Source organism: Streptomyces sp. NPDC051921 (assembly GCF_040680975.1).
In the GTDB taxonomy this organism is placed as follows: domain Bacteria; phylum Actinomycetota; class Actinomycetes; order Streptomycetales; family Streptomycetaceae; genus Streptomyces.
Window position 1 is genome coordinate 149,491 of record NZ_JBFAXU010000018.1, and the last position, 21,359, is coordinate 170,849.

Consider the following 21,359-nt stretch of genomic DNA (forward strand, 5'->3'; position numbering starts at 1 on the left):
CGTGCCAGTGTGTGTGGCCGCCGCCCCCTTCCGCTCGGGGGGCGGCGGCCACCCCCGCATACCCTCACAGGTCTAAACCAATTGCCGGGAGGCTCTTGTCACCCGGGCATCCGCCTGATGAGCTATGAGGCGGGACACACAGGCACATAGGACGCCCTGGGAAAGGGAGATGTCGTGAGCAACGAATCCTTGGCCAATCTGCTCAAGGAAGAGCGCCGCTTCGCGCCGCCCGCGGAGCTGGCCGCGAACGCCAACGTGACGGCGGAGGCGTACGAGCAGGCCAAGGCGGACAGGCTGGGTTTCTGGGCCGAGCAGGCCAAGCGGCTCACCTGGGCCACCGAGCCGACCGAGACCCTCGACTGGTCGAACCCGCCGTTCGCCAAGTGGTTCGCCGACGGCGAGCTGAACGTCGCATACAACTGCGTCGACCGGCACGTCGAGGCCGGCAACGGTGACCGGGTCGCCATCCACTTCGAGGGCGAGCCCGGCGACAGCCGCTCCCTCACCTACGCCGAGCTCAAGGACGAGGTCTCCCGGGCCGCCAACGCCCTGACCGAGCTGGGCGTCCGCAAGGGCGACCGCGTCGCCGTCTACCTGCCCATGATCCCCGAGGCGGCCATCACCATGCTGGCCTGCGCCCGCATCGGCGCAGCCCACTCCGTGGTCTTCGGCGGCTTCTCGGCCGACGCCGTCGCCTCCCGCATCCAGGACGCCGACGCCAAGCTGGTCGTCACCGCCGACGGCGGCTACCGCCGCGGCAAGCCGTCCGCGCTCAAGCCGGCCATCGACGAGGCCGTGTCCCGCTGCCCGCAGGTCGAGCACGTCCTCGTGGTCCGCCGCACCGGCCAGGACACCGCCTTCACCGAGGGCCGCGACGTCTGGTGGGACGACATCGTCGCCCGCCAGTCCGCCGAGCACACCCCGGAGGCCTTCGAGGCGGAGCACCCGCTCTTCATCCTCTACACCTCCGGCACGACCGGTAAGCCGAAGGGCATCCTGCACACCTCCGGCGGCTACCTGACGCAGGCCGCGTACACCCACCACGCCGTCTTCGACCTCAAGCCGGAGACCGACGTCTACTGGTGCACCGCCGACATCGGCTGGGTCACCGGCCACTCGTACATCGTCTACGGGCCGCTGGCCAACGGCGCCACCCAGGTCATGTACGAGGGCACCCCGGACACCCCGCACCAGGGCCGGTTCTGGGAGATCGTGCAGAAGTACGGCGTCACCATCCTCTACACGGCGCCGACCGCGATCCGCACCTTCATGAAGTGGGGCGACGACATCCCCGCCAAGTTCGACCTGTCGTCGCTGCGCGTCCTCGGCTCGGTCGGCGAGCCGATCAACCCCGAGGCCTGGGTCTGGTACCGCAAGCACATCGGTGCCGACAAGTGCCCCATCGTGGACACCTGGTGGCAGACCGAGACCGGCGCGATGATGATCTCGCCGCTGCCCGGCGTCACCGAGACCAAGCCCGGCTCGGCGCAGCGCCCGCTGCCCGGAATCTCCGCCACCGTCGTCGACGACGAGGCGACCGAGGTCCCGAACGGGGGCGGCGGCTACCTGGTCCTCACCGAGCCGTGGCCGTCCATGCTCCGCACCATCTGGGGCGACGACCAGCGCTTCATCGACACCTACTGGTCGCGCTTCGAGGGCAAGTACTTCGCGGGCGACGGTGCCAAGCGGGACGACGACGGCGACATCTGGCTGCTCGGCCGCGTCGACGACGTCATGCTCGTCTCGGGCCACAACATCTCCACCACCGAGGTCGAGTCCGCGCTGGTCTCCCACCCGTCCGTCGCCGAGGCGGCCGTCGTCGGCGCCGCCGACGAGACCACCGGCCAGGCGATCGTCGCCTTCGTGATCCTGCGCGGCACGGCCAGCGAGGACGAGGGGCTCGTCGCCGAGCTGCGCAACCACGTCGGCGCGACCCTCGGCCCGATCGCCAAGCCGAAGCGGATCCTGCCGGTGGCCGAGCTGCCGAAGACCCGCTCGGGCAAGATCATGCGGCGCCTGCTGCGGGACGTCGCCGAGAACCGGGAGCTGGGTGACGTCACCACGCTGACCGACTCGTCGGTGATGGACCTCATCCAGACGAAGCTGCCGGCGGCGGGCAGCGAGGACTGAGCCTCGTCACGGCACCGAGGCGCCCGTCCCCGACGTGGGGGCGGGCGCCTTCGCGCTGTGCCCCAGGGTTGTCCACAGGCCGTTGTCCACAGGGGGTGCTGGTGTCCGCCTATGCACCTAAAGTGAAGATCACCGGACACCACCGAGCATCTTTAGGTAAAGTAAGGATCGCGTCAGTGACGCGACAAGAACACCTAGGTGCGCCGGGAAGTCTGGTCGGCATGTGCTCTGTGCTGCCCACCGACCGGAGGTCCTCGTGCCCGCGACCACGCCCGCCCCCACCGACCGCAAGTTCCTCGGTCGACTCTCGCTGCCCGAGCGCCGGTACGTCGCCGACGCGCTGCGCACCGAGACCGTCGGTGGCGTGCTGCTCCTGGTCGCCGCCGTCGTCGCGCTCGTCTGGGCCAACACGCCCCTCAAGGACAGCTACGCGACCGTCTCGGACTTCCACATCGGTCCGGCCGCCCTCGGGCTCGACCTGTCCATCCAGCACTGGGCCGCCGACGGGCTGCTCGCGATCTTCTTCTTCGTCGCCGGGATCGAGCTCAAGCGCGAGCTCGTCGCGGGTGAGCTGCGCGACCCCAAGGCCGCCGCCCTGCCCGTCATCGCCGCGATATGCGGCATGGCCGTGCCCGCCGTCGTCTACACGCTGGTGAACGTCGCCGGCGGCGGCAGCCTCGACGGCTGGGCCGTGCCCACGGCCACCGACATCGCCTTCGCGCTCGCCGTCCTCGCCGTGATCGGCACCTCGCTGCCGTCCGCGCTGCGGGCCTTCCTGCTCACGCTCGCCGTCGTCGACGACCTGTTCGCGATCCTTATCATCGCGATCTTCTTCACCGGCGACCTGAACTTCGCCGCCCTCGGCGGCGCCTTCGCCGGACTCGCCCTCTTCTGGCTGCTGCTGCGCAAGGGCGTGCGCGGCTGGTACGTGTACGTCCCGCTCGCCCTGGTCATCTGGGGTCTGATGTACAACAGCGGCGTCCACGCCACCATCGCCGGCGTCGCCATGGGCCTGATGCTGCGCTGCACCACCCGGGAGGGCGAGCAGCACTCCCCCGGCGAGCACATCGAGCACCTGGTGCGCCCGATCTCCGCGGGTCTGGCCGTGCCGCTCTTCGCCCTCTTCTCCGCCGGGGTCACGGTGTCCGGTGGGGCCATCACCGACGTCTTCACGCAGCCCGTCACCCTCGGTGTGGTGCTCGGACTCGTGGTCGGCAAGGCGGTCGGCATCTTCGGCGGCACCTGGCTCGCCGCCCGATTCACCAGGGCCTCGCTCAACCCCGACCTGGCCTGGCCGGACGTCTTCGCCGTCGCCTCGCTCGCCGGCATCGGCTTCACCGTGTCGCTGCTCATCGGCGAGCTCGCCTTCACGGACGACCCCGTCCTCACCGACGAGGTGAAGGCCTCCGTCCTCATCGGCTCCCTGATAGCCGCCGTCCTCGCCTCGGTGCTGCTGAAACTGCGGGTCCGCAAGTACCAGGCGCTGGTCGTCGAGGAGGAGCGCGACGAGGACCACGACGGCATCCCCGACGTCTACGAGGAGCACAACCCGGAGTACCACCTGAGGATGGCCGAGATCTACGAAGCCAAGGCCGCCGAGCACCGGAAGCGCGCCGAACTGGCGGGGGCATCGCGCGACGAGGCCGACCGTCCGGCATGATCTGAGGTCGGACCGTACAGGAGGAGAGGGAGCAGCGATGAGCGACCCGTTCGACGGAACCGAGCGCAGCCTCGGCCAGCTGGTCGCCTCGGCGACCGCCGAGATGTCCGCCCTGGTGCACGACGAGATCGCCTTGGCGAAGGCCGAGATCCGGCAGGACGTGAAGCGTGGTGCGATCGGCAGCGCCGCCGGCATCGCCGCCGGCGTGGTGCTGCTGTTCTCGCTGCCGCTGCTGAGCTTCGCGCTCGCCTACGCCATCAACACGTGGACCGGCGGCCACAACGGCAACGGCGGCTGGAACATGGTCTGGTGCTTCCTGCTCTCGTTCACGGCGAACGTGCTGATCGCCGGGCTGTTCGGCCTCCTCGCCTACGCGAAGTTCCGCAAGCTGAAGAAGCCGGAGAAGTCGATCGCCTCCGCGAAGCAGACCGCGGCGATCATGCAGAACGTCAAGCCGCACCCGCGCCCGGCGGCCGACGCGACCCCGGTCGCCCTGGACAAGGCCGCGTCTGTGGGACGCTCGTCTGTATGACCGTCCCTGAGAGCAGCAGCGCCAACAGCGCGAGCCCGATCCGCATCGACGGACCGTGGACCCACCGCGACGTGGCGGCCAACGGTGCCCGCTTCCACATCGCCGAGATGGGCGACGGACCGCTGGTGCTGCTGCTGCACGGCTTCCCGCAGTTCTGGTGGACCTGGCGGCACCAGCTGCCCGCCCTGGCGGAGGCCGGCTTCCGGGCCGTGGCCATGGACCTGCGCGGCGTGGGCGGCAGCGACCGCACGCCGCGCGGTTACGACCCGGCCAACCTGGCCCTCGACATCACGGGTGTGGTCCGCTCGCTCGGCGAGCCGGACGCGGCGCTCGTCGGCCACGACCTCGGCGGCTATCTGGCGTGGACGGCGGCCGTGATGCGCCCGAAGCTGGTGCGCCGACTCGTCGTCTCCTCGATGCCGCACCCGCGCCGCTGGCGCTCGGCGATGCTCTCCGACTTCGCCCAGTCGCGGGCCGGCTCGTACGTGTGGGGCTTCCAGCGCCCGTGGCTGCCGGAGCGTCAGCTCGTCGCGGACGAGGCGGCACTGGTGGGCAGGCTGATCCAGGACTGGTCGGGGCCGAACCTCCGGTCGGCGACCGACGACAACGCGCTCGGCGTCTACCGGCGGGCCATGTGCATCCCGTCGACGGCGCACTGCTCGATCGAGCCGTACCGGTGGATGGTGCGGTCGCTGGCCCGGCCGGACGGCATCCAGTTCAACCGGCGCATGAAGCGGCCGGTACAGGTGCCGACGCTGCATCTGCACGGCTCGCTCGACCCGGTGATGCGGACCCGCAGCGCGGCGGGCTCCGGGCAGTTCGTGGAGGCCCCGTACCGCTGGCGGCTCTTCGACGGGCTGGGGCACTTCCCGCACGAGGAGGACCCGGCCGCGTTCACCTCGGAGCTCGTCAACTGGCTGAAGGACCCCGAGCCGGACCGCTGACACGCGCCTGCCACGCGGCCGCCGCACGGGCGTGCGTCGAACTGCCATGTGCCTCGCGCATACGCCAATTGGCGGGCCCCCGGGCGGTTACCGACCTTGGGCCCCGGGCAGACGTCCGGGTATGGGCTGGACGCACGACTACGGTGACACGGCACACGACCGCCGCTCGATCGGCGGATCCGGATCCCCGGACCGGGGGAGCACGCAGGACCAGGGACACCCGCACCCCGCGCGGGACGTGGGGATCTCGCGGATCCTCCGCCGCCGGGCCCGCTGGGTATCCGCCCGGCTGCGTCACGCCCGTACGTAGCCGCGGGAGGCCCCTCCACGACCGCCGCCAGGGCCCGGCCCCGTCCGGCCCCGATGGGCCGGAACGGGCCGGAGACACCGGCTAGAGCGCGCAGCCCTGGCTGTCGACCTGCTGGTTGGCGGAGCGGCCCCGGGAGATGTCGTCCCGGATCTCGTCGACCGTCAGCGCGTAGCCGGTGTTGGTGTCGTCGAGGGAGCGGGCGAAGATCACGCCGTAGACCTTGCCGTCCGCGGTGAGCAGCGGGCCGCCGGAGTTGCCCTGACGGACCGTCGCGTACAGCGAGTACACGTCCCTGCGCACCTCGCCGCGGTGGTAGATGTCCGGGCCGTCGGCGTTGATCCGGCCTCGGACACGCGCCGAGCGCACGTCGTACGCGCCGTTCTCCGGGAAGCCGGCCACGATCGCGTTGTCGCCGCTGCGGGCGTCGTCGTCGGTGAACTGGAGCGGCTCGGCGTCCAAGTCCGGCACGTCGAGGACGGCGATGTCGCGCTTCCAGTCGTAGAGCACGACCTTGGCGTCGTAGAGCCGTCCCTCGCCGCCTATCTGCACGGTCGGCTCGTCGACCCCGCCGACGACATGGGCGTTGGTCATGACGCGGCGGTCGGCGAAGACGAAGCCGGTGCCTTCGAGGACCTTGCCGCAGCTCGGGGCGGTACCGACGACCTTGACGATGGAGCGCTGGGCGCGGGCGGCGACCGGGCTGCCGGCGAGCGCCGGGTCGGGCGGACTGACCTCGGTGATGGGCTCGTTGGCGAACGGGCTGAAGACCTGCGGGAAGCCGTTCTGGGCGAGCATCGAGGTGAAGTTCGTGAACCAGGTCGACGCCTGATCGGGCATCACCTGCTCCACCCCGAGCAACACCTTGGAGCTGCGCACCTCCTTGCTCAGGGTGGGCATGGCGGTGCGGGCGAGCACGGAGCCGAGCAGCCAGGCCACGAGCAGCATCGCCACCACGTTCACCAGGGCGCCGCCGGTGGCGTCCAGGGCGCGGGCGGGCGACCAGGTGATGTGGCGGCGCAGCTTGTTGCCGAGGTGGGTGGTGAAGGCCTGGCCGACGGAGGCGCAGATGATCACCACCATCACGAAGACGACCGTCGCCGTGGTGGTGACCTGGCTGTGGTCGGTCAGCTGGTTCCAGATGACCGGCAGCAGCAGGACGGCGACGAGTCCGCCGCCCAGGAACCCGATCACCGAGAGGATGCCGACCACGAAGCCCTGGCGGTAACCGATGATCGCGAACCACACGGCGGCGAGCAGCAACAAGATGTCCAGCACGTTCACCGTCAATAGCCTCGCAGATTCGTCTCGGTCGCCCCGGGGTCAGCCTGTCATGACCTCCAGTCGAGCGGGACCTGCTTGGACCGGTCCCAGGGGCGCTCCCAGCCCGCGTAGTGCAGGATCCGGTCGATCACTCCGGCCGTAAAACCCCAGACCAGGGCCGATGCGACCAGGAATGCGGGGCCCTGGTGACCGCTGGGGTGGATCGTGGTCGCGCGGTTCCCGGGGTCCGTGAGATCCGCCACGGGGACGGTGAAGACCCGGGCGGTCTCGGCGGGGTCCACGACGCCGACGGGGCTGGGCTCGCGCCACCAGCCGAGGACTGGGGTGACGACGAAGCCGCTCACCGGGATGTAGAGCCGGGGCAGCACGCCGAAGAGCTGGACACCGGCCGGGTCGAGCCCGGTCTCCTCCCGGGCCTCGCGCAGCGCGGCCCGCAGCAGCCCGCCCTCGGCCGGGTCGCCGTCCTCGGGGTCCAGGGCGCCGCCGGGGAAGGAGGGCTGGCCGGCGTGCGAGCGGAGGCTGCCCGAGCGCTCCATGAGCAGCAGCTCGGGGCCGCGCGGGCCCTCGCCGAAGAGGATCAGCACGGCGGACTGCCGGCCCGCGCCGTTCTTGGGCGGCAGGAACCGGCTCAGCTGCTCGGGCGCGACCGTGCGGGCCGCCCGGTCGACCGGCGCGAGCCATTCGGGCAGGCCCTCGCGGTCGAGCAGCCCGCCCGTTCCGTGGATCTCTTCACCAGTGCGCGTCATAGGCACCCCCGTGGTTCACAACGCGATCGACATACGGGTTCGTTCCCCCGGGGCGTCGTTCCCCGGGGCTGCGATCCCCGAGGCTGCCTTCCCGGGGCCTCGCACCCCGGCGCCTCGCACCCCGGGGCCTCGCACCCAGGGGCCTCGTGGGGCCCGGCCGGGGTTCACTCGTCCGCTCCCAGCGGGGGCGCCGGGCGGCCGGGGTAGTCCGGGGGCGGGTTGAGCCGCTGGCCGGGGAAGCCGCCCTTCTCGTACTTCAGGAGCTTCCTGGCCTTCTCCGGGTCCGTCTCGCCCTCCCCGTATGCGGGGCAGAGGTGGGTGATCGGACAGGCACCGCAGGCGGGCTTGCGGGCGTGGCAGATGCGGCGGCCGTGGAAGATCACCCGGTGCGAGAGCATGGTCCAGTCGCTCTTGGGAAAGATGGCGGCGACCTCGGCCTCGATCTTCACCGGGTCGTCGGACTCGGTCCACTTCCAGCGCCGGGCGAGCCGCATGAAGTGGGTGTCGACGGTGATGCCGGGGACACCGAAGGCATTGCCCAGGACCACGAAGGCGGTCTTGCGGCCGACGCCGGGCAGCTTGACCAGGTCCTCCAGGCGGCCGGGCACCTCGCCCGCGAAGTCGTCCCGGAGGGCGGCGGCGAGGCCCATGATCGACTTGGTCTTGGCGCGGAAGAACCCGGTCGGCCGAATCAGCTCCTCGACGTCCTCGGGGACGGCGGCGGCCAGGTCCTCGGGGGTCGGGTACTTCGCGAACAGCGCCGGGGTGGTCTGGTTGACCCGCAGGTCGGTGGTCTGGGCCGAGAGCACCGTGGCGACCAGGAGCTCGAAGGGATTGCGGAAGTCGAGCTCCGGATGGGCGTACGGGTAGACCTCGGCCAGCTCCCGGTTGATCCTCCGGGCCCGCCGGACCATGGCGAGGTGCGACTCGGGCTTGGCGGGCCTGGCGGCCTTCCCGGCCCCGGCGGTGCCCTTCGCCGCTGGCCCGGTCTCCTTCGCCGTCGACTTGGCCTCGTTCGCCGCCTTCACCGTCTTTGCCGCCTTGGTCGCCTTGGTCGCCTTCGGAGCCTTCACCGGCTCCTCCGACGGCGTCGACTTCGCCCCGGAACGCTTCGACGGCGCGCGTTTCGTCACTTTTGTCTGTTTCGACACTCCGTGTTCGCCCACAGCGGAATTACCCTCGTCCCGCACTCTTCCAGCCCCCTTGGCCTGTGCTCTCACCGGCGAGTTGGACACCCGGCCAGCCTAGGGGCCGCCACCGACATCCGCCCCGCGCGCACCGGATCGCGACCCAATCGGGCCCCTGACGTACGGAAAGGCCCTCCGGTGAGTCAAACTTGTTGTGATTGATCGCACTGAGGTCGACATAGGAGAGAACTCGTGGACGACGTTCTGCGACGCGCCCCGCTGTTCGCGGCGCTCGACGACGAGCAGGCCGCTGAGCTGCGCGCCTCGATGAGTGAGGCGACGCTTGCCCGAGGCGACGCGCTCTTCCACGAGGGCGACCCGGGTGACCGGCTCTACGTGGTCACCGAGGGCAAGGTGAAGCTGCACCGGACGTCCCCCGACGGCCGCGAGAACATGCTGGCGGTCCTCGGCCCCGGAGAGCTCATCGGCGAGCTGTCGCTGTTCGACCCGGGCCCGCGCACCGCCACGGCGACCGCGCTGACCGAGGTCAAGCTGCTCGGCCTCGGCCACGGCGACCTCCAGCCCTGGCTGAACGCGCGCCCCGAGGTGGCCAGCGCCCTGCTGCGCGCCGTCGCCCGCCGCCTGCGCAAGACCAACGACCAGATGTCCGACCTGGTCTTCTCCGACGTCCCGGGCCGTGTCGCCCGCGCGCTCCTCGACCTGTCGCGCCGCTTCGGCGTGCAGTCGGAGGAGGGCATCCACGTCGTGCACGACCTCACGCAGGAGGAGCTGGCCCAGCTGGTCGGCGCCTCCCGCGAGACGGTCAACAAGGCGCTCGCCGACTTCGCCCAGCGCGGCTGGCTGCGCCTGGAGGCCCGCGCCGTGATCCTGCTGGACGTGGAGCGCCTCGCGAAGCGCTCCCGGTAAGCGGAGCCGCACAGCACACGGAAGGGGCCGCCCGGTCGAACCGGGCGGCCCCCTTCCGTGTGCTGTTCAGCGTCCGGGCTCAGCGCTTGGTGCCGTCCACGATCAGCGGGTTCGAGCCGCCGCCACCGCAGGGCACCGCGTAGACCGGGTTCTTCGCCGCGGCCTCCTTGTAGGCGTCGATGCACTGGTTCATGAGGACCTTGTCGGTCAGCGAGTCGTTGAGGATCTTGTTGGCGCGGGCGATGCCCTCGGCCTCGATCCGGCGCCGGTCGGACTCCGCCTTGGCGGTACGGGCGGCCTCCAGGGCGCGCTCGGTGGCCTGCTGCTGCTGGATCTTGCGGTCGATCTGGTCCTGCAGGGCCTGCGAGGGCTTCACGTTGCGCAGGTTGACGGTGGTGACGTCGATGCCGCGCGGGGCGAGGCGCTCCTTGATGAGCTGGGCGATCTCGGCGTTGATCTTCTCGCGGTCGGAGGCGTAGCCCTGCTCGCTCGTGTAGCGGGCGAAGACGTTGCGGACGATCTCCCGGCTGTCCGGGTAGACCAGCCGCTGCTGGATGGCGTCCTCGCTGCCGGCCAGCTTGTAGAGCTCGACTGCCTTGGACGGGTGGACCGCCCACTTCACGGTGACCTCGGCGTACATCACGCCGCCCTGCGAGGAGCGGACCTCGACCACGTCCTTGTCGGAGAGGTTGAGGTCCACGGGCCGGGTGGAGAAGGTCGTGACGTTCGTGAACGGCGACTTCACGTGCATGCCGGAGGTCATCGGCGTGCCGACCTTGCCGAAGGCGACCGGGACGCCGACCTCGTACGCGCTGATCACGTAGGTCATGCTGACGACCAGCGAGAACACGCCGGCGATCACCGCGCCGAGCGCGCCCAGCTTGAGGCCGCGGGTGTCGTTCGCGCGGCCGATGAAGTAGAGCACCGCTGCCGCTATGACGAGCAGGATGGCTATGACGAACACGGGCTTCCCCCCGAGAGCTACGGCCAGATGTAAGCGGAGCGTAAGACACCTGGCGGCGCCTCCCGGTTGCGGGTCCCCCTCGTCAGATCAGGCCGTGCTCCTTCAGGTAGTCCAGTTGCGCCCGGACGGAGAGCTCCGCGGCGGGCCACAGCGAGCGGTCCACGTCCGCGTACACGTGGGCCACGACCTCCGGAGCCGTCCGGTGACCGCTCTCGACGGCCGTCTCGACCTGGGCCAGCCGGCTCGCGCGGTGCGCCAGGTAGAACTCCACGGCCCCCTGCGCGTCCTCCAGGACCGGCCCGTGACCCGGCAGGACCGTGTGGACCCCGTCGTCGAGGGTGAGCGCGCGCAGCCGCCGCAGCGAGTCCAGGTAGTCGCCGAGCCGCCCGTCGGGGTGCGCCACCATCGTCGTGCCGCGCCCCAGGATCGTGTCCCCGGTCAGCACCGCCCGGTCGGCCGGGATGTGGAAACAGAGCGAGTCCGAGGTGTGCCCGGGCGTGGGGACCACCCGCAGTTCGAGCCCGCCGGTGGTGATCACGTCCCCCGCGGCCAGGCCCTCGTCGCCGAGCCGCAGCGCGGGGTCGAGCGCCCGCACCGTGGTCCGGGTGATCTCGGCGAACCGCGCCGCGCCCTCGGCGTGGTCCGGGTGCCCGTGGGTGAGCAGGGTGAGCCCGATCCGCTTGCCGAGCTTCTCGGCGGTCTCGACGACCCGCCGCAGATGCCCCTCGTCGAGCGGCCCGGGGTCGATGACGACGGCCAGGTCGGAGTCCGGCTCGGCGACGATCCAGGTGTTGGTGCCGTCCAGGGTCATCGCGGACGGGTTGGGCGCGAGGACGTTGTACGCGCGCGTGGTGCCGGGTCCCGAGACCACGGCGCCGCGCGGCTGCCCCGGGAGGGCGGCGGCGTCGCTCATGACGCACCCCCGGCGGATCCCCCGGACGGTTCCGTGGGGATGTGCTTGGTGAACTCGTCGTGCCCCGGCCAGCTCAGGACCAGGCGGTCGCCGTCGAGCCGGGCCTGCGCGAGGACGGGGGTCATGTCCTGGCCGACCGCCGCGGCCAGGGCCGCCGCGGCGCTCCCATACCCCTGGATGCCGCGGAGGGTGGAGATGGTCGGCGGCATCATCGTGAACTCGCCCCGGTCGTAGCCGGCCGCGGCGTCCGCCGGGCGGATCCAGACGGTGCGGTCGGCCTCGGTGGAGGCGTTCCGGGTGCGCTGGCCGGCCGGCAGCGCCGCCACGAAGAACCACGTGTCGTAGCGCCGCTGCTCGAACTCGGGCGTGATCCAGCGGGCCCACTCGCCGAGCAGGTCCGAGCGCAGCACGAGCCCGCGCCGGTCGAGGAAGTCGGCGAAGGACAGCTCGCGGGCCACCAGGGCCTCGCGGTCCTTCTCCCAGTCCTCGCCGGTCGTGTCGCCGACGACCGTGTCCTCGGTCTCGCCGGCGAGCAGGACGCCCGCCTCCTCGTACGTCTCGCGGACCGCCGCGCACACCACCGCCTGCGCCTCGGCGGGATCCGTGAGCCCGAGCCGGGCCGCCCACTCCTCGCGGGAGGGGCCTGCCCAGCGCACGGGGTGCTCGTCCCGCGGATCGACACCGCCGCCGGGGTAGGCGTACGCGCCGCCCGCGAAGGCCATGGAGGCACGACGGCGCAGCATGTGGACGAGGGGGCCGTCCGGGCCGTCCTTCAGGAGCAGCACGGTGGCGGCCCGCCTGGGTGTCGCGGGGACGAGCTCACCGGCCGCGAGGGCCCGGATGCGGTCGGGCCATTCCGGTGGGTACCACTGACCATTCGACTGACCATTCGACATGGCCGGATGCTATGCGCAAGCATCGAAATGCACGAGAGCCGATTCCCTCCGGGCGGGAGGAAACCGGCTCTACGAGGCTCCGCGAGCGCCCCGAGCGGACTCTGCGGGCGCCCCGAGCGGACTCCGCGGGCGTGGCCCGCGCGGACTCCGCGGGCGTGGCCCGCGCGGGACGACGGGGCTCAGTCCTGGACGAGCTCCACCTGGACCTCGAGCTCGACCGGGGCGTCCAGCGGGAGGACCGTGACGCCGACGGCGCTGCGGGCGTGCACGCCCTTGTCTCCGAGGACGGCACCGAGCAGTTCGCTGGCGCCGTTGATGACGCCGGGCTGGCCGGTGAAGTCGGGGGCGGAGGCGACGAAGCCGACCACCTTCACGACGCGCTTGATCCGGTCCAGGTCACCGGCGATCGACTTCACGGCGGCCAGGGCGTTCAGCGCGCAGGTGGCGGCGAGCTCCTTGGCCTCCTCGGCCGTGACCTCCGCGCCGACCTTGCCGGTGATGGGCAGCTTGCCCGCCACCATCGGGAGCTGGCCCGAGGTGTAGACGTACACGCCGGACTGCACGGCCGGCTGGTAGGCGGCGATCGGCGGAACGACCTCGGGCAGGGTCAGGCCCAGCTCGGCGATCTTCGCCTCGACGGCTCCGGCCCCGCTCACGAGGACTTCTCCCGCTTCAGGTAGGCCACGAGCTGCTCGGGGTTGTTCGGCCCGGGCACGACCTGGACGAGCTCCCAGCCGTCCTCGCCCCAGGTGTCAAGAATCTGCTTCGTCGCGTGCACCAGCAGCGGCACAGTCGCGTACTCCCACTTGGTCATGAGCCGACTGTAGCCGCTGCGGCGCAGCGCCCTGTTCCCGTAGGGGCTCATTCAGGGGCGCGTCCGGGGCGGCCCTCTGATTGGGCCGGGCCGCCAGTGGTTAGGCTCGAAGGCGTGAGCAGGCTCCAGGTCGTCAGCGGCAAGGGCGGTACCGGTAAGACGACGGTGGCCGCCGCACTCGCGCTCGCCCTCGCCACCGAGGGAAAGCGCACCCTCCTGGTCGAGGTGGAGGGGAGGCAGGGCATCGCGCAGCTCTTCGAGACGGAGGCGTTGCCGTACGAGGAGCGGAAGATCGCCGTCGCTCCGGGCGGCGGCGAGGTCTTCGCCCTGGCGATCGACGCCGAGCGCGCCCTCCTCGACTACCTCCAGATGTTCTACAAACTCGGCAGCGCGGGCCGGGCCCTGAAGAAGCTCGGCGCGATCGACTTCGCCACGACGATAGCGCCGGGCGTCCGCGACGTGCTGCTGACCGGCAAGGCGTGCGAGGCGGTCCGCCGCCGCGAGAAGCAGGGCGGCTTCACCTACGACTACGTGGTGATGGACGCGCCGCCGACCGGCCGCATCACCCGCTTCCTCAACGTCAACGACGAGGTGGCGGGCCTGGCGAGGATCGGCCCGATACACAATCAGGCCCAGGCCATCATGCGCTTCCTGAAGTCCCCGGACACGGCGGTGCATCTGGTGACGCTCCTGGAGGAGATGCCGGTCCAGGAGACCGCCGACGGCATCGCCGAGCTGCGCGCGGCCGAACTGCCCGTGGGCCGCGCCATCGTGAACATGGTCCGGCCGCACGTCCTGGACGAGGCGGCGGTACGGGCCGCCTCCGGCGCCCACCGGGAAGCCATCGCCGGAACGCTGGCGTCGGTCGGCATCAAGGGCGGGGCGAAGCTGGTCGAGCCGCTGCTCGACCAGGCCGCGGAGCACGCCCAGCGCGTGGAGCTGGAGCGGGCCCAGCGGGAGGCGCTGAACGGCATCGGGGTGCCGACGTTCGAGCTGCCCTTCCTGGGGGACGGGGCGGACATCGCCGGGCTCTACCGGCTGGCGAAGGAGCTGCGCAGACAAGGGGTGGGCGCGTGACGGAGAAGACGGCGGCCTCGGCGACGGACGCGACCGGGAACTCGGCGACGGACGCGACGACGGACTCGACCGGGAACTCGACGACGGACGCGGCCGGGCATTCGGCGACGGCGTCGAACGGTCTGGACACCGCGCCCGTCCTGGAGCTCGATCCGCTCATCGACGACCCGGCCACCCGCATCATCGTGTGCTGCGGCGCGGGCGGCGTCGGCAAGACGACGACCGCGGCGGCCCTCGGGGTGAGGGCGGCGGAGCGCGGCCGACGGGTGGTGGTGCTCACCATCGACCCGGCGCGCCGGCTCGCCCAGTCGATGGGCATCGACTCGCTGGACAACGTGCCGCGCAAGGTCGAGGGCATCAAGGGCTCCGACGGCGGCGAACTGCACGCGATGATGCTCGACATGAAGCGGACCTTCGACGAGATCGTCGAGGCGCACGCGGACGCCGACCGGGCCCGCGCGATCCTGGAGAACCCCTTCTACCAGTCCCTGTCGGCCGGCTTCGCCGGCACGCAGGAGTACATGGCGATGGAGAAGCTGGGCCAGCTGCGGGCCAGGGACGAGTGGGACCTGATCGTGGTCGACACGCCGCCGTCCCGGTCGGCGCTGGACTTCCTGGACGCGCCGAAGCGGCTCGGGTCCTTCCTGGACGGGAAGTTCATCAAGCTCCTGATGGCGCCCGCGAAGGTGGGCGGCCGGGCCGGGATGAAGTTCCTGAACGTCGGCATGTCGATGATGACGGGCACGCTGGGGAAGCTGCTCGGGGGGCAGTTCCTGAAGGACGTGCAGACCTTCGTGGCGGCGATGGACACGATGTTCGGCGGTTTCCGGACGCGCGCGGACGCCACGTACAAGCTGCTCCAGGCCCCGGGCACGGCCTTCCTCGTGGTCGCCACCCCGGAGCGGGACGCGCTGCGCGAGGCGGCGTACTTCGTGGAGCGGCTGGCCGCGGAGGAGATGCCGCTGGCCGGTCTCGTCCTCAATCGCGTCCACGGCAGCGGCGCCGCCCGGCTGTCGGCCGAGCGGGCGCGGGCCGCCGCAGAAAATCTTGACGAGGGGCGCATTGTGGATCAGGGGGCCGGGAAGGCTCCTGGGCGTGGCTCCCGGGCCACTTCCCCCGAGCCGTCAGACCCCGCTGCGGACCCCGCCGCAGACCTCGCCACCGCCGCCGCACGTTCCGCGTCCGAGGCTGCCCCCACAGCCGAGCCGGACACGGATGTACAGCAACTGACCGCAGGACTGCTCCGTCTCCATGCCGAGCGGATGCAGGTGCTCGCACGCGAACAGCGCACGCGCGATCGCTTCACCGCGCTCCACCCCGAGGTGGCGGTCGCCGAAGTGGCCGCCCTGCCCGGCGATGTGCACGACCTCGACGGGCTACGGGCGATCGGTGACCGTCTGACGGTCGGTCGTATGCCCTGACGGGCACGCCGACCAGTACGGCGTGGTGGGACGGGCCCTCGGGCCTAGCCCACCGCCGCGTACGTCTCGTACGTCGCGTCGTCGTCCATCGCCACGGGCAGCAGGCCCGCTCCCCGCTCGTACTCGGTGCGCGCGGTCTCCAGGAGCCGGCGCCACGAGGTGACGGTCGGCCGGCGGCGCAGCAACGCGCGCCGCTCGCGCTCCGTCATGCCGCCCCACACGCCGAATTCCACGCGGTTGTCGAGGGCGTCGGCGAGGCACTCGGTCCGCACCGGACATCCGGTGCACACCGCCTTTGCCCTGTTCTGCGCCGCACCCTGCACGAAAAGTTCATCCGGATCGGTAGTGCGGCAGGCCGCCTGCGCACTCCAGTCAGCTACCCAGCCCATACCGGCGCCGTCCTCTCCCGAATCGAGGCTCCCCCACGGCGGTAGCGGCATATTCACCGCTGCCAGTTGGGACGTTACGGAAGGTGGGGACAGCGCAACACCCCCTTCGGGCCCAATCTTGAATGGCCCGAACGGACTATGCGTGCGCGTGAGGTCACCCAGGGGAGTGACCCCAGGACATCATGCCCATATCGGACATGAGCCGGATTCAGGCATGAACTCACCGCGCTTCGGGTACGCGGGAATTCACGCCGACGTCACGCACGGGTCTTGATGTGGGACCACACTGCTGTGACAGTTGAGAGCAGCTTAGGCCAAGGCATATACGTGTGTCCGGCGAATGAGAACGTAGGCTGCCCCCATGCCAAAGAAGCGCTCGGGCGGAGGTCTGACCGGGACCCAGCAGGCCGCCAAGTTCCTCGGTGTCAGTGTGCTCTCCGGAGCCGTGCTGGCGGGCATCGCCCTGCCCGCGGCCGGAGCGCTGGGGCTGGCGGCGAAAGGCACGGTCGAGGGATTCGACGAGATCCCGTCCAACCTGAAGACGCCGCCGCTGAGTCAGCGCACCACCATCCTCGACTCCGAGGGCGGCCACATCGCCACGGTGTACTCGCGCGACCGGAAGGTCGTGCCGATCGAGAAGATCTCGCCGTACATGCAGAAGGCGATCGTCGCCATCGAGGACTCGCGCTTCTACGAGCACGGCGCGATCGACCTCAAGGGCGTGCTGCGCGCCATCAACCGCAACGCGCAGTCGGGCGGGGTCGCGCAGGGCGCGTCCACGCTCACCCAGCAGTACGTGAAGAACGTCTTCGTCGAGGAGGCCGGCGACGACCCCGAGAAGGTCGCCCAGGCCACCCAGCAGACCATGGGCCGCAAGGTGCGCGAGCTGAAGTTCGCCATCCAGGTCGAGGAGGAGCTGGGCAAGAAGAAGATCCTGGAGAACTACCTCAACATCACGTTCTTCGGGCAGCAGGCGTACGGCATCGAGGCCGCGTCGCAGCGCTACTTCTCGAAGCGCGCCGCCGACCTCACCCTCCCCGAGGCCGCCATGATGGCCGGCCTCGTGCAGTCGCCGAGCCGCTACGACCCGGTCAACGACATCCAGGAGGCCACCAAGCGCCGGAACGTCGTGCTCCAGCGCATGGCCGACGTCAAGGACATCAGCCAGGCGGAGGCCGACCAGGCGAAGGCCACCCCGATCAAGCTGAAGGTGAAGACGCCGAAGAACGGCTGCATCACCGCCGTGGACGGCGCAGGCTTCTTCTGCGACTACGTCCGCAAGACGATCCTCAACGACCCGGTCTTCGGCAAGACGGCCGAGGAGCGCCAGAAGCTGTGGAACCTGGGCGGCCTGACGATCAGGACCACCCTCGACCCGCGCGCCCAGGCCGCCGCCAACGAGGCCGCCGTGGCCAAGGTGGACAAGGACGACCCGGTCGCCGCCTCGGTGGTCCAGGTCAAGCCCGGCACCGGCAAGATCCTGTCGATGGGCCAGTCCCGCCCGTACGGCCTCGACCAGAAGCTGCACCAGACGACGCTCAACCTCGCGGTCGGCAAGAAGATGGGCGGCACGACCTACGGCTTCCAGGTCGGCTCGACGTTCAAGCCGATCACGGCCGCGGCCGCCCTGGAGAAGGGCCTCAGCCCGGCGCAGTCCTTCACGACGCCGTGGAAGATCTCGGTGCCGATGAGCTCGTACAACACCTGCGCGGGCGGCCCCTCCGGCGGCGGCAACTGGGACCTGCAGAACGAGATGAAGGAGGAGGCCGGCAGCTGGGACATGACCAGCGCGCTCGGCAAGTCCATCAACACGTACTTCGCGCAGCTGGAGCAGATGACCGGCCTGTGCGAGACGGTGACCATGGCGCAGAAGATGGGGTACGAGAGGGAGCTCGGCAAGAAGCTGAAGGAGCTCCCCTCCATCACCCTCGGCGGCCAGGAGGCCACCCCGCTCGACATGGCCTCCGTGTACGCGACCTTCGCGAACCGTGGCACGTACTGCACCCCGATCGCCATCGAGTCGATCACGACGGCCAACGGCGAGAAGCTGAAGGTCCCGCAGACCGAGTGCTCGAAGGCGATGAGCGAGCGGACCGCCGACACCGTCAACCAGATGCTCAAGGGCGTCGTCGAGGACGGCACGGGTACCCGGGCCGGTCTGAGCGACCGCGACAACGCGGGCAAGACGGGTACGACCAACGACCGCAAGGACGCCTGGTTCGTCGGCTACACGCCGAACCTGTCCACGGCGGTGTGGGTCGGTGACGACGTCGGCGAGAAGAAGTCGATGTACGACATCACCATCGGCGGCCAGTACTACGACAAGGTCTGCGGTGGCTGCCTCCCGGGCCCGATCTGGCGGATCGCGATGACCGGCGCGCTCAACGCCGGCGAGACCCCCTCCTTCGTCCCGATCGCCGTGCCGCGCGGCGCGCAGCCCGAGGACAAGGAGAAGGACAAGAACAAGCGCCCCGGCGACAACAAGCCGGTCGGCCCGAACCCGGGCACCACGCTGCCGGGCGGAATCACCCTCCCGCCGGACCTGATCGGCGGGACCACCGGGCGCGGCGGCGGACACGGCGGCCGCAACGGCTAGCCCGTCGCCGTGACGCCGCCGGCCCTTCCCGGCACTCGTCACGCCGAAGGCGCCCCTCCCGGTCCTCCCGGGTGGGGCGCCTTCGGCGTACGGCGCGCAGGGCGCGCAGGGCTACGGGTGCGCGTACGGGACCGCGTCGGGACGCGGGCGGGTACGCACGGGGTACGGGTACGCACGGGGTACGGGTGCGCACGGGGTACGGGTGCGCACGGGGTACGGGTGCGCACGGCTCGGGCGGCCGTGGGCGGGCGCGGGCGGATCAGCCCGCGAGCAGCTTCTTCACGGCGGCGGCGACGCGGCCGCCCTCCGCCTGCCCGGCGACCTTCGGGTTCACGATCTTCATGACGGCGCCCATCGCGCGCGGGCCCTCGGCGCCGGCGGCCTTCGCCTCCTCGACGGCGGCTGCCACGATGCCCTCCAGCTCCTCGTCGGAGAGCTGCTTGGGCAGGTACGCGTCGAGGACCTCACCCTCGGCCAGCTCGCGCGCGGCGGACTCGGCACGACCGCCCTGGGTGAAGGCGTCCGCGGCCTCGCGGCGCTTCTTCGCCTCCTTGGCGATCACCTTCTGCACCTCGTCCTCGGAGAGTTCGCGCTTGGTCTTGCCCGCGACCTCCTCCTTCTGGATCGCGGCGAGGGTCATCCGCAGGGTGGAGGAGCGCAGTTCGTCGCGGCCCTTGATCGCGGCGTTGAGGTCTTCCTGAAGCTTGGCCTTGAGCGTGGTCATGGGGTCAAGTGTGTCAGGTGCCGGGCCCGCGACGCCCGCGCATTTCCGCCCGCCGGGTCTGCGACGATAGGGGGATGCGCGCACGGTACGGGATCCCCCTGAAGATCACGGCAGGTCTCACTGCGACGGCCGCGGCCGGACTCGTCTACGCGGCGGGCTTCGAGGCCCGCTCCTTCCGACTCCGCCGGGTGACCGTCCCGGTGCTCCCCCGGGGCATGCGTGACCTGCGAGTCCTCCAGGTCTCCGACATCCACATGGTGTGCGGACAGCGCAAGAAGCGCGCCTGGCTCCAGTCCCTCGCGGGCCTGCGGCCCGACTTCGTCGTCAACACCGGCGACAACCTCTCCGACACGCAGGCCGTGCCGGAGGTGCTCGACGCGCTCGGGCCGCTGATGGAGTTCCCGGGCGTCTACGTCTTCGGCTCCAACGACTACTACGGGCCGCGGCTGCGCAACCCCGCCCTCTATCTGAAGGAGAAGGTGCAGGGCCGGCACGGCCTCAACGGCAACCCGCCGGTGGTCGGCGCCGTCCACAACCCGTGGGAGGACCTGCGGGACGCCTTCGACGCGTCGGGCTGGGTGAACCTCACCAACACCCGCGGCCGACTGAAGCTGCCCGACCTCGACCTCGCCTTCACCGGCGTCGACGACCCGCACATCAAGCGGGACCGGTACGAGCGCGTCGCCGGCGGCCCCGACGCGGACGCCGACTTCACGGTGGGCGTGGTGCACGCGCCGTACCTGCGGGCGCTCGACGCCTTCACGGCGGACGGCTACGAGCTCGTCCTGGCCGGCCACACCCACGGCGGGCAGCTGTGCGTCCCCTTCTACGGCGCCCTCGTCACCAACTGCGACCTGGACACCGACCGGGTGAAGGGCCTCTCCACCCACACGGCCGCCGGACGCACCTCGTACCTGCACGTCTCGGCGGGCTGCGGCACGAACCGCTACACCCCGGTCCGCTTCGCCTGCCCCCCGGAGGCGACGCTGCTCACCCTGACCGCCCGGCCCTGATTCCGCTACGCCCGCCGGGTACGGCGCATACGGTGACCCCATGCCGTATGCCGCCGTGCCCTCCGTGACCTCCGTCTTCCGCGGTCTGATCGCCCTGGCCGCGGTGACGGGCATCGTCATCGAGTGCGTCGAGGGCAGTCCCCTCGTCGTCTTCAGCTTCTTCACCATCTGGTCGAACAGCGCCGTCGCGGTCGTCCTCGGCCTGGGCGCCGTCCGGGCCTGGACCCGCCGCCCGCCGCTGCCCGCGCTGTGGACCGGCGGGGTGCTGCTGTGCATCACGGTGGTCGGGCTGGTCTTCCACCTGGTGCTGGACAACGAGGCGAGCGAGTTCAACGAGGCCCGCCGCGATCGCCCGCCTGACCGGCGCCAGGGCCGTCGCCAACCAGCTCCTGCACACCCTCACCCCCATCGGCGTGGTCCTCGACTGGCTCCTGCTCACCCGCCCGGGCGCCCTCCGATGGCGCCACGCGGCCCAGTGGCTCGCGGCCCCCGGCGCCTACCTCCTCTTCGCCCTGATCCGCGGCGCCCTGGTCTCCCCCGACACGCCGACCCGGTACACGTACCCCTTCCTCGACGTCACCGCCCACGGCTACCTCGGCGTCCTCACCAACGCCCTCGTCCTGGGCCTGGCCTTCTACGCCCTCGGTCTCGCCCTGGTCACCGCGGACCGCTTCCGACCTGCGGTGGCGGGCCGCGAAAACCGGATTTCGTCTCTGGGCGCGGGTGGGCTAAAGTAATCGATGTCGCCGCGACGGGAAGAACAGAGCAGCGACATCGGGGTGTAGCGCAGCTTGGCAGCGCGCTTCGTTCGGGACGAAGAGGTCGTGGGTTCAAATCCCGCCACCCCGACAGCTGAAACACCAGGTCAGGGCCGGTTTCCTTCATGGGAGACCGG

The 21,359-nt window shown here is 71.0% G+C and carries 21 protein-coding genes and 1 tRNA gene; 12 read left to right on the forward strand and 10 right to left on the reverse strand.

Annotated features, from left to right (window positions below):
* The first annotated feature begins 174 nt into the window (after positions 1 to 174).
* The 5 genes from acs to AB0M16_RS23905 all read left to right on the forward strand — a co-directional run bounded on the left by acs (position 175) and on the right by AB0M16_RS23905 (position 5,576).
* The gene (gene acs, locus AB0M16_RS23885) at positions 175 to 2,130 is read left to right on the forward strand and encodes an acetate--CoA ligase (protein WP_365346069.1); all 1,956 of its coding nucleotides are present in this window, start codon (positions 175 to 177) and stop codon (positions 2,128 to 2,130) included.
* A 256-nt stretch (positions 2,131 to 2,386) separates the two neighbouring features.
* On the forward strand, positions 2,387 to 3,790 hold the full coding sequence (gene nhaA / locus AB0M16_RS23890) for a Na+/H+ antiporter NhaA (RefSeq protein ID WP_365346071.1): 1,404 nt from the start codon (positions 2,387 to 2,389) through the stop codon (positions 3,788 to 3,790).
* Between the two features lie 37 nt (positions 3,791 to 3,827).
* Positions 3,828 to 4,322 carry a phage holin family protein gene (locus AB0M16_RS23895; RefSeq protein WP_365346073.1) on the forward strand — a complete coding sequence of 165 codons (495 nt, stop codon included), beginning with the start codon at positions 3,828 to 3,830 and terminating at the stop codon, positions 4,320 to 4,322.
* Entirely contained in the window at positions 4,319 to 5,266 is a 948-nt protein-coding gene (locus AB0M16_RS23900) for an alpha/beta hydrolase (RefSeq protein WP_365346075.1), read from the forward strand. Before AB0M16_RS23895 ends, AB0M16_RS23900 begins: the two co-directional genes overlap by 4 nt.
* A gap of 121 nt (positions 5,267 to 5,387) precedes the next feature.
* Entirely contained in the window at positions 5,388 to 5,576 is a 189-nt protein-coding gene (locus AB0M16_RS23905) for a hypothetical protein (RefSeq protein ID WP_365346077.1), read from the forward strand.
* 81 nt (positions 5,577 to 5,657) lie between these two features.
* On the opposite strand, the gene AB0M16_RS23910 is transcribed toward AB0M16_RS23905, so the two are convergent.
* The 3 genes from AB0M16_RS23910 to nth all read right to left on the reverse strand — a co-directional run bounded on the left by AB0M16_RS23910 (position 5,658) and on the right by nth (position 8,838).
* Complete coding sequence (locus AB0M16_RS23910; protein WP_365346079.1) at positions 5,658 to 6,857, reverse strand: MarP family serine protease; 1,200 nt, start codon at positions 6,855 to 6,857, stop codon at positions 5,658 to 5,660.
* A gap of 47 nt (positions 6,858 to 6,904) precedes the next feature.
* Positions 6,905 to 7,603, reverse strand: coding sequence for a CoA pyrophosphatase (locus AB0M16_RS23915; protein WP_365346081.1), 699 nt, complete (start codon positions 7,601 to 7,603; stop codon positions 6,905 to 6,907).
* A 164-nt stretch (positions 7,604 to 7,767) separates the two neighbouring features.
* Positions 7,768 to 8,838, reverse strand: a complete 1,071-nt coding sequence (gene nth, locus AB0M16_RS23920; RefSeq protein WP_365346083.1) for an endonuclease III — start codon at positions 8,836 to 8,838, stop codon at positions 7,768 to 7,770.
* A gap of 144 nt (positions 8,839 to 8,982) precedes the next feature.
* Here nth and AB0M16_RS23925 point away from each other — a divergent pair, with 144 nt between their 5' ends.
* On the forward strand, positions 8,983 to 9,657 hold the full coding sequence (locus AB0M16_RS23925; RefSeq protein ID WP_046910193.1) for a Crp/Fnr family transcriptional regulator: 675 nt from the start codon (positions 8,983 to 8,985) through the stop codon (positions 9,655 to 9,657).
* Positions 9,658 to 9,736: 79 nt separating this feature from the next.
* On the opposite strand, the gene AB0M16_RS23930 is transcribed toward AB0M16_RS23925, so the two are convergent.
* From AB0M16_RS23930 to AB0M16_RS23950, 5 genes are all read right to left on the reverse strand, one after another.
* Positions 9,737 to 10,621 carry an SPFH domain-containing protein gene (locus AB0M16_RS23930; RefSeq protein WP_365346085.1) on the reverse strand — a complete coding sequence of 295 codons (885 nt, stop codon included), beginning with the start codon at positions 10,619 to 10,621 and terminating at the stop codon, positions 9,737 to 9,739.
* An 82-nt stretch (positions 10,622 to 10,703) separates the two neighbouring features.
* Positions 10,704 to 11,534, reverse strand: coding sequence for an MBL fold metallo-hydrolase (locus AB0M16_RS23935; protein WP_365346087.1), 831 nt, complete (start codon positions 11,532 to 11,534; stop codon positions 10,704 to 10,706).
* A complete protein-coding gene (locus AB0M16_RS23940; RefSeq protein ID WP_365346089.1) occupies positions 11,531 to 12,430 on the reverse strand; it encodes an NUDIX hydrolase in 900 nt (299 codons plus the stop codon). Before AB0M16_RS23940 ends, AB0M16_RS23935 begins: the two co-directional genes overlap by 4 nt.
* 179 nt (positions 12,431 to 12,609) lie before the next feature.
* On the reverse strand, positions 12,610 to 13,086 hold the full coding sequence (locus tag AB0M16_RS23945) for a RidA family protein (RefSeq protein WP_365346091.1): 477 nt from the start codon (positions 13,084 to 13,086) through the stop codon (positions 12,610 to 12,612).
* The gene (locus AB0M16_RS23950) at positions 13,083 to 13,244 is read right to left on the reverse strand and encodes a DUF4177 domain-containing protein (RefSeq protein WP_005314434.1); all 162 of its coding nucleotides are present in this window, start codon (positions 13,242 to 13,244) and stop codon (positions 13,083 to 13,085) included. The genes AB0M16_RS23945 and AB0M16_RS23950 overlap by 4 nt, the downstream gene beginning before the upstream one ends.
* 114 nt (positions 13,245 to 13,358) lie before the next feature.
* On the opposite strand from AB0M16_RS23950, the gene AB0M16_RS23955 reads away from it, so the two are divergent.
* Together AB0M16_RS23955 and AB0M16_RS23960 are read left to right on the forward strand one after the other, a co-directional pair.
* Positions 13,359 to 14,321, forward strand: coding sequence for an ArsA-related P-loop ATPase (locus tag AB0M16_RS23955; protein WP_365346093.1), 963 nt, complete (start codon positions 13,359 to 13,361; stop codon positions 14,319 to 14,321).
* Between the two features lie 122 nt (positions 14,322 to 14,443).
* Positions 14,444 to 15,742 carry an ArsA family ATPase gene (locus AB0M16_RS23960; RefSeq protein WP_365346162.1) on the forward strand — a complete coding sequence of 433 codons (1,299 nt, stop codon included), beginning with the start codon at positions 14,444 to 14,446 and terminating at the stop codon, positions 15,740 to 15,742.
* A 44-nt stretch (positions 15,743 to 15,786) separates the two neighbouring features.
* Here the strand turns inward: AB0M16_RS23960 and AB0M16_RS23965 are convergent, their stop codons facing one another.
* A complete protein-coding gene (locus AB0M16_RS23965) occupies positions 15,787 to 16,131 on the reverse strand; it encodes a WhiB family transcriptional regulator (RefSeq protein WP_046910200.1) in 345 nt (114 codons plus the stop codon).
* Positions 16,132 to 16,492: 361 nt separating this feature from the next.
* Here AB0M16_RS23965 and AB0M16_RS23970 point away from each other — a divergent pair, with 361 nt between their 5' ends.
* A complete protein-coding gene (locus AB0M16_RS23970; protein ID WP_365346096.1) occupies positions 16,493 to 18,727 on the forward strand; it encodes a transglycosylase domain-containing protein in 2,235 nt (744 codons plus the stop codon).
* A gap of 259 nt (positions 18,728 to 18,986) precedes the next feature.
* On the opposite strand, the gene AB0M16_RS23975 is transcribed toward AB0M16_RS23970, so the two are convergent.
* Complete coding sequence (locus AB0M16_RS23975; protein WP_365346098.1) at positions 18,987 to 19,451, reverse strand: GatB/YqeY domain-containing protein; 465 nt, start codon at positions 19,449 to 19,451, stop codon at positions 18,987 to 18,989.
* A gap of 74 nt (positions 19,452 to 19,525) precedes the next feature.
* On the opposite strand from AB0M16_RS23975, the gene AB0M16_RS23980 reads away from it, so the two are divergent.
* From AB0M16_RS23980 to AB0M16_RS23990, 3 genes are all read left to right on the forward strand, one after another.
* Positions 19,526 to 20,464 carry a metallophosphoesterase gene (locus tag AB0M16_RS23980; protein ID WP_365346100.1) on the forward strand — a complete coding sequence of 313 codons (939 nt, stop codon included), beginning with the start codon at positions 19,526 to 19,528 and terminating at the stop codon, positions 20,462 to 20,464.
* Positions 20,465 to 20,877: 413 nt separating this feature from the next.
* On the forward strand, positions 20,878 to 21,201 hold the full coding sequence (locus AB0M16_RS23985) for a Pr6Pr family membrane protein (RefSeq protein WP_365346102.1): 324 nt from the start codon (positions 20,878 to 20,880) through the stop codon (positions 21,199 to 21,201).
* Between the two features lie 38 nt (positions 21,202 to 21,239).
* Positions 21,240 to 21,313, forward strand: a tRNA-Pro gene (locus AB0M16_RS23990).
* Positions 21,314 to 21,359: the final 46 nt, after the last annotated feature.

Excerpts from the sequence above, each read along its gene's own strand:
- AB0M16_RS23975 (WP_365346098.1), bottom strand. The coding sequence starts at position 19,451 with ATGACCACGCTCAAGGCCAAGCTTCAGGAAGACCTCAACGCCGCGATC.
- AB0M16_RS23905 (WP_365346077.1), top strand. The coding sequence starts at position 5,388 with ATGGGCTGGACGCACGACTACGGTGACACGGCACACGACCGCCGCTCG.
- AB0M16_RS23900 (WP_365346075.1), top strand. The coding sequence starts at position 4,319 with ATGACCGTCCCTGAGAGCAGCAGCGCCAACAGCGCGAGCCCGATCCGC.
- AB0M16_RS23895 (WP_365346073.1), top strand. The coding sequence starts at position 3,828 with ATGAGCGACCCGTTCGACGGAACCGAGCGCAGCCTCGGCCAGCTGGTC.
- AB0M16_RS23950 (WP_005314434.1), bottom strand. The coding sequence starts at position 13,244 with ATGACCAAGTGGGAGTACGCGACTGTGCCGCTGCTGGTGCACGCGACG.
- AB0M16_RS23970 (WP_365346096.1), top strand. The coding sequence starts at position 16,493 with ATGCCAAAGAAGCGCTCGGGCGGAGGTCTGACCGGGACCCAGCAGGCC.
- AB0M16_RS23940 (WP_365346089.1), bottom strand. The coding sequence starts at position 12,430 with ATGTCGAATGGTCAGTCGAATGGTCAGTGGTACCCACCGGAATGGCCC.
- AB0M16_RS23915 (WP_365346081.1), bottom strand. The coding sequence starts at position 7,603 with ATGACGCGCACTGGTGAAGAGATCCACGGAACGGGCGGGCTGCTCGAC.
- AB0M16_RS23980 (WP_365346100.1), top strand. The coding sequence starts at position 19,526 with ATGCGCGCACGGTACGGGATCCCCCTGAAGATCACGGCAGGTCTCACT.
- AB0M16_RS23965 (WP_046910200.1), bottom strand. The coding sequence starts at position 16,131 with ATGGGCTGGGTAGCTGACTGGAGTGCGCAGGCGGCCTGCCGCACTACC.
- AB0M16_RS23935 (WP_365346087.1), bottom strand. The coding sequence starts at position 11,534 with ATGAGCGACGCCGCCGCCCTCCCGGGGCAGCCGCGCGGCGCCGTGGTC.